The organism is uncultured Limnohabitans sp., assembly GCF_937889215.1.
GTDB lineage: Bacteria > Pseudomonadota > Gammaproteobacteria > Burkholderiales > Burkholderiaceae_C > Limnohabitans_A.
Map to the genome: position 1 here is coordinate 1 of NZ_CALBEX010000385.1, position 5,201 is coordinate 5,201.

6 protein-coding genes and 1 pseudogene are annotated in these 5,201 nt (G+C 58.5%); 4 read left to right on the forward strand and 3 right to left on the reverse strand.

Annotation, left to right across the window (positions count from 1 at the left end; all coding sequences use genetic code 11):
• Positions 1-786, forward strand: a 786-nt coding sequence (ccsB, locus tag Q0341_RS09725) for a c-type cytochrome biogenesis protein CcsB (RefSeq protein ID WP_299512615.1), incomplete at its 5' end; no start/stop codon positions are given.
• A 26-nt stretch (positions 787-812) separates the two neighbouring features.
• Here ccsB and Q0341_RS09730 read toward each other — a convergent pair.
• A complete protein-coding gene (locus Q0341_RS09730; protein ID WP_299512617.1) occupies positions 813-1,214 on the reverse strand; it encodes a response regulator in 402 nt (133 codons plus the stop codon).
• A 229-nt stretch (positions 1,215-1,443) separates the two neighbouring features.
• On the opposite strand from Q0341_RS09730, the gene msrP reads away from it, so the two are divergent.
• A complete protein-coding gene (gene msrP / locus Q0341_RS09735) occupies positions 1,444-2,439 on the forward strand; it encodes a protein-methionine-sulfoxide reductase catalytic subunit MsrP (RefSeq protein WP_299512619.1) in 996 nt (331 codons plus the stop codon).
• 59 nt (positions 2,440-2,498) lie between these two features.
• Positions 2,499-3,110, forward strand: coding sequence for a protein-methionine-sulfoxide reductase heme-binding subunit MsrQ (locus tag Q0341_RS09740; protein ID WP_299512621.1), 612 nt, complete (start codon positions 2,499-2,501; stop codon positions 3,108-3,110).
• A gap of 63 nt (positions 3,111-3,173) precedes the next feature.
• On the opposite strand, the gene lysA is transcribed toward Q0341_RS09740, so the two are convergent.
• Together lysA and Q0341_RS15260 are read right to left on the reverse strand one after the other, a co-directional pair.
• Entirely contained in the window at positions 3,174-4,472 is a 1,299-nt protein-coding gene (gene lysA / locus Q0341_RS09745) for a diaminopimelate decarboxylase (RefSeq protein ID WP_299512624.1), read from the reverse strand.
• Positions 4,473-4,600: 128 nt separating this feature from the next.
• Positions 4,601-4,696, reverse strand: a pseudogene (locus Q0341_RS15260) (lipoprotein); the annotation flags it as partial.
• 12 nt (positions 4,697-4,708) lie between these two features.
• Between Q0341_RS15260 and cyaY the strand changes: the two are divergent.
• Entirely contained in the window at positions 4,709-5,038 is a 330-nt protein-coding gene (gene cyaY, locus Q0341_RS09750; protein WP_299512627.1) for an iron donor protein CyaY, read from the forward strand.
• Positions 5,039-5,201 lie beyond the last annotated feature (163 nt).

A 5,201-nucleotide genomic window follows, 5' to 3' on the forward strand; every position in this document is an offset into this window, starting at 1 on the left:
GAAGTTTTCATCATGTTTTGCTGGATGACGGCGGCGTTTTATTTGTATTACGAAGCGCATTACAAGACCCGTGCCTTGGGTGCTTTTGTCATGCTGGTCGTCAGCGCCGCAGTGGGCTTTTTGCTGTGGTACACCCTGGTGCGTGAGGCGCACGCAATCCAACCTTTGGTGCCCGCCCTCAAAAGCTGGTGGATGAAGATCCACGTTCCGGCCAACTTCATTGGTTACGGCACCTTTGCGCTGGCCGCCATGGTGGCTTTTGCCTACCTGATCAAGCAGCAAGCCACCCAGACCCGTTGGTACAAGCTGGCGCCTTTGTGGGTGTTGGGCATAGTGCTGTGCTTTGAGCCCGTGGTCTTTCGCCAATCCGCCAACGACCAGACCAGCAGCTATTGGATGGTTTACTTCGGGATTTCTGCGTTCATCGTGGCCGGCATTCTGGCCGGGCGTCGCCGCATTGCCGAGCGTTTGCCTTCATTCGAAATTCTCGATGATGTGATGTACAAAGCCATCGCCGTGGGCTTTGCATTCTTTACCATCGCCACCGTGCTGGGCGCTTTGTGGGCGGCAGAGGCTTGGGGCGGTTACTGGAGCTGGGACCCGAAAGAGACTTGGGCTTTGATCGTGTGGCTGAACTACGCCGCTTGGTTGCACATGCGCCTGATGAAGGGCTTGAGAGGCACCGTCGCCGCTTGGTGGGCGCTCGTGGGTCTTGGTATCACGACATTTGCCTTCCTCGGGGTCAACATGTTCCTGAGCGGCTTGCACAGTTACGGCACCCTCTGACAGCCGCGCTGCCTGCACTGCCGGGCTCAGCGCTGCGTGACTGAGTCTGGCTTGCCCTCGAATTGAGCGAGACCGCTGGCAATCGCCTTGAGCAGTGCTTCGGTTCTGAAGGGTTTCCAGAGAAATGTGACCGCATTCGACTGTTCTGCGGCCCGCATTTCATGGGGCAGGCTTTCTCCGCTCATGAAAATCACGGGAATGGTGTCCCCGGATTGGACCAAGTGGGCCTGCAACTCGATGCCGGTCATTTTGGGCATGCGCACATCCAAAAGCATCACGCGTTTGCCGCTGGTGCGTTCCGCTGCCAAGTAGGCATGAGCTCCGTCGTGGGCCCGTACCTTGTAGCCATGTGACTCGAGCACCATCACCAACATTCTGCGAATGTCAGCATCGTCATCGACCACCTCCACCAGATCTTGGGTTTTCATGGTGTTTAACAATATGGTGATAAAAAATTAATTTTATCCACAAACGTGGCCCGATCCAGCAGGCGTCGACGCGCCTGCGGTGCCGGGATGTGATATGGATCAAAGTTTGTGAATGAAGGTGTTGATGGGTCAGCCGTTGCTTTGTGTTTCAAAGCCGATCGCCCCAGCGCTGCAAAAGTGGTCTACAACGATCACAATCTCAAAATCCTTCTCAACCGAGGCCCCAGTCATGATCATTTCATCGAAACCCACTGGATATGCGCATCCAGTACCCAGCGAAATCACGCCTGCCGGGGTCTACCAGGCCCGCAGAGACATCATTCGTCAAATCACCACGGGATCGGCAGGTGTGGCCTTGGCCGCATGGGGTGTGCGCGATGCCCGCGCCCAAATGGCCAAGCCCGGCCAAGGGGCGGCTTTGGCCTCGGTGCCCATCAAGCTGGCTGGGGCCATGACGCTGGAAAAACCCACGGCCTACAAAGACGCCACGACGTACAACAACTTCTATGAATTTGGAACCGACAAAGCCGATCCGGCCAAGCGTGCACACACCTTGAAAACCGATCCTTGGAGCGTGGAGATCGAAGGCTTGGTCAAGAAACCTGGACGCGTGAACCTGGAAGACCTGATGAAGTGGGGGGCCATGGAGGAGCGCATTTACCGTCTGCGTTGTGTGGAAGGTTGGTCCATGGTGATTCCTTGGGTGGGCTATTCACTGGCCGACTTGATCCGCCGGGTCGAGCCTTTGCCCGGGGCGAAGTTTGTCGAGTTTGTGACGCAGGCGGACGCCCAAACCATGCCAGGTTTGCGCTCGGGTGCGTTGGATTGGCCTTACGTCGAGGGCTTGCGCATGGACGAAGCCATGCATCCCCTGAGTTTGTTGGCTTTCGGCATGTATGGCGAAGTCATGCCCAAGCAAAACGGTGCTCCGCTGCGTTTGGTGGTGCCATGGAAATATGGCTTCAAGAGCGGCAAGAGCCTGGTCAAAATCCGTTTCACCGACAAGCAGCCGCTGAGTTCCTGGGAAAAAGCGGCACGCCAGGAGTATGGTTTTTATTCCAACGTCAATCCGTTGGTTGACCACCCGCGCTGGAGCCAGGCCACTGAGCGGCGCATCGGTGAAGACGGATTGTTCGCCAAAAAGCGCAAAACCCTGATGTTCAATGGCTACGAGCCGCAGGTGGGTCAGCTGTATGCCGGCATGGATCTGAAAAAGTTTTTCTGATGCGACGCGGCGGTGTGTCCATTTGCCGTGTTGGCACGCTTTGCTTCACGCCTTGACGCATGAGGGCTGCACTGCGCCACCCCGCCGCTTGGTGGGTCATTTTGTTCTTGGGTTTGCTGCCTTTGGCAAGCTTGCTCCATCAAACACTGCAAGACCAATTGGGCCCCAACCCTGCTGAAGCCCTGATCCGGGCGACGGGTGACTGGACTTTGCGCAGCTTGTGTGTGGTGCTGGCCGTGACGCCCTTGCGTGGCCTGCTGGGCTGGCCCGAGCTGCTGCGTTTCAGGCGCATGTTGGGTTTGTGGGTCTTCTGCTATGCCAGTCTGCACCTGCTGTGTTACGCCTGGTTTGACATGGGTTTTGACTGGACAGATACTTTGCAGGACATCATCAAACGGCCCTTTATCCTGGTGGGCTTCGGTGCTTTTTTGATCTTGCTAGCACTTGCGGCCACGTCGTTCAACCGCGCCATCCGCTGGCTGGGTGGCCAGCGTTGGCGTTGGCTGCACCGGGGTGTGTATGCGGTAGCGGCATTGGCCATTTTGCATTTTTGGTGGATGCGTGCGGGCAAACAAGACTTTGCCGAGGTGCTGGTTTATGCAGGCATTCTGGCCAGTCTGCTGGCCTGGCGCGTGTTGCAGTGGTGGCGACGACGCGACCGGACTCTTTGAGAGGTGAACGCGGGGGGGCAGGCTGAAGAGGCCAAAGCCCTGCAAGCCGGGGCCTGCGCCGCCTCAGACCAGCTGCTCTAGCGCAAAGGTGTCGAAGACCGATTCGCGTTGACGAATCAGGTGGGCTTGCGTGCCATCGACCAAGATTTCAGCGGCGCGGCCCCGCGTGTTGTAGTTGCTGGCCATGCTCATGCAGTAAGCCCCGGCCGACAGCACGGCCAGTGTGTCGCCAGCTTGTACGCGCAACTGGCGGTCTCGCCCAATCCAGTCGCCGCTCTCGCAGACGGGGCCCACAATGTCGTACAGCGTGCTTCCTTGCGTGTCTCGCGCAGCGCGTGGCGAGACCGGTACGATCTGGTGAAACGCCTGGTACATCGCCGGGCGCGGCAGGTCGTTCATGGCAGCATCTACGATGCAAAAATTCTTTTGTTCGCCCGGTTTGAGGTAAAGAACCTCGGTCAGGCACACGCCCGCATTGCCCACCAAAGAGCGGCCTGGCTCGATCATGAGCTGGCGCTGGCCGTAGCCGCGTGCATCGAGCTTGGCCAGCAACTGGGCCCACAGCGCATCGGCTTCGGGCGGGGTGTCCCCGTTGTAGTTGATGCCCAGACCGCCACCAAAGTCGATGTGCTGGATCGGGATGCCCGCCGCTTCGATGTCGGAGACCAGGTCCATCACCCGGTCCATGGCGTCCAAATAAGGCGTGGCTTCGGTGATTTGTGAGCCAATGTGACAGTCGATGCCGATCACTTTCAGTCCCGGCAATTGGGTCGCATGCCGGTAGGCGCGCATGGCGTCTTCATGGGCAATGCCGAATTTGTTGCCCTTCAGACCGGTGGAGATGTAGGGGTGGGTTTTGGCGTCCACATTGGGGTTCACGCGCAGGCTGACGGGCGCTTGTTGGCCCAGGCCAAGTGCCACTTCATTGAGCACATCGAGCTCGGCTTCGCTTTCGACGTTGAAGCAGCCAATGCCCACTTGCAGGGCTTGTTTCATCTCAGCGCGTGTTTTGCCGACACCTGAAAAAATCACTTTGGCTGGGTCTGCACCGGCGGCCAAGACGCGTGCCAGCTCGCCACCTGAGACGGTGTCAAATCCACAACCGGCTTCAGCGAAGACTTGCAGCACGGCCAAGGTGGAGTTGGCCTTCATGGCGTAACAAATTTGGGCGTTGCGCCCGGCAAAGCCGCGCTGGTAGGCGGCCAGCGCCGAGAGCATGGCCGCCTTGGAATAAACAAACAGGGGCGTGCCGTGCTCGCGGGCCAGATCAGACAGGCGCACGCCTTCGACCATGAGCTGATCGTTCGCATAAGCGATGTGGGGCTGACCAGGCAGGCTGGCAGGGGTGGTGTTTGCATTCATTGGGCGGGGGCAGCAGGGGCTGCAGGTGCGGTCGAGGGAGGGGCGGCTTGGCTGGTCGAAGTCTGGTTGTGCCAAGGGTTCAGGGCCTGGGGCAATGTGGCTCGGCCTTTGGCCATTGGAGTGTCCGGCAAAAACAGGGGACCCGTTTGGCCACAAGCGGTCAACATCGCCGCACCGCCAACAAGGACATGCGCCGTGACTAGAATCTTGATTAACTTCAACATGCAACGATTGTAATGACCGACCTTGAATTTCTGGACCAAGCTGAACGCCTGCTGGCGGGCGTAGAGATGAGCAGCGATCGTTTGAACGACGAGACCGATGCCGACGTCGATAACCAGCGGGTGGGCGGCATGGTCACGCTGACTTTTCCCAACCGCAGCCAGATCATCATCAACCTGCAAAAGCCCCTGCACGAAGTGTGGCTGGCCGCTCGCTGCGGCGGATTTCATTACAAATTTGACGGCGCGCATTGGCAAGACACCAAAGGCCAAGGTGAGTTTTGGGAAAGCCTGTCGCGCTATGCCTCAGAGCAGTGCGGGCAGGTTTTGTTGTTCAAGCCTTGATCTGCCCTGAAAAATCGAGGGCCTGAGCGAGGCCAGCGCCGGTGCGACCGGCATTGGGCTTTGGTCATCAATTCCTGAACAGGTCAAGAATCCGGTTGCGCTCCTCAGCCGGTGGCAGGACGATCACACTGGGCTTGTCTTGAGACTCTATGCCCAGTGATTG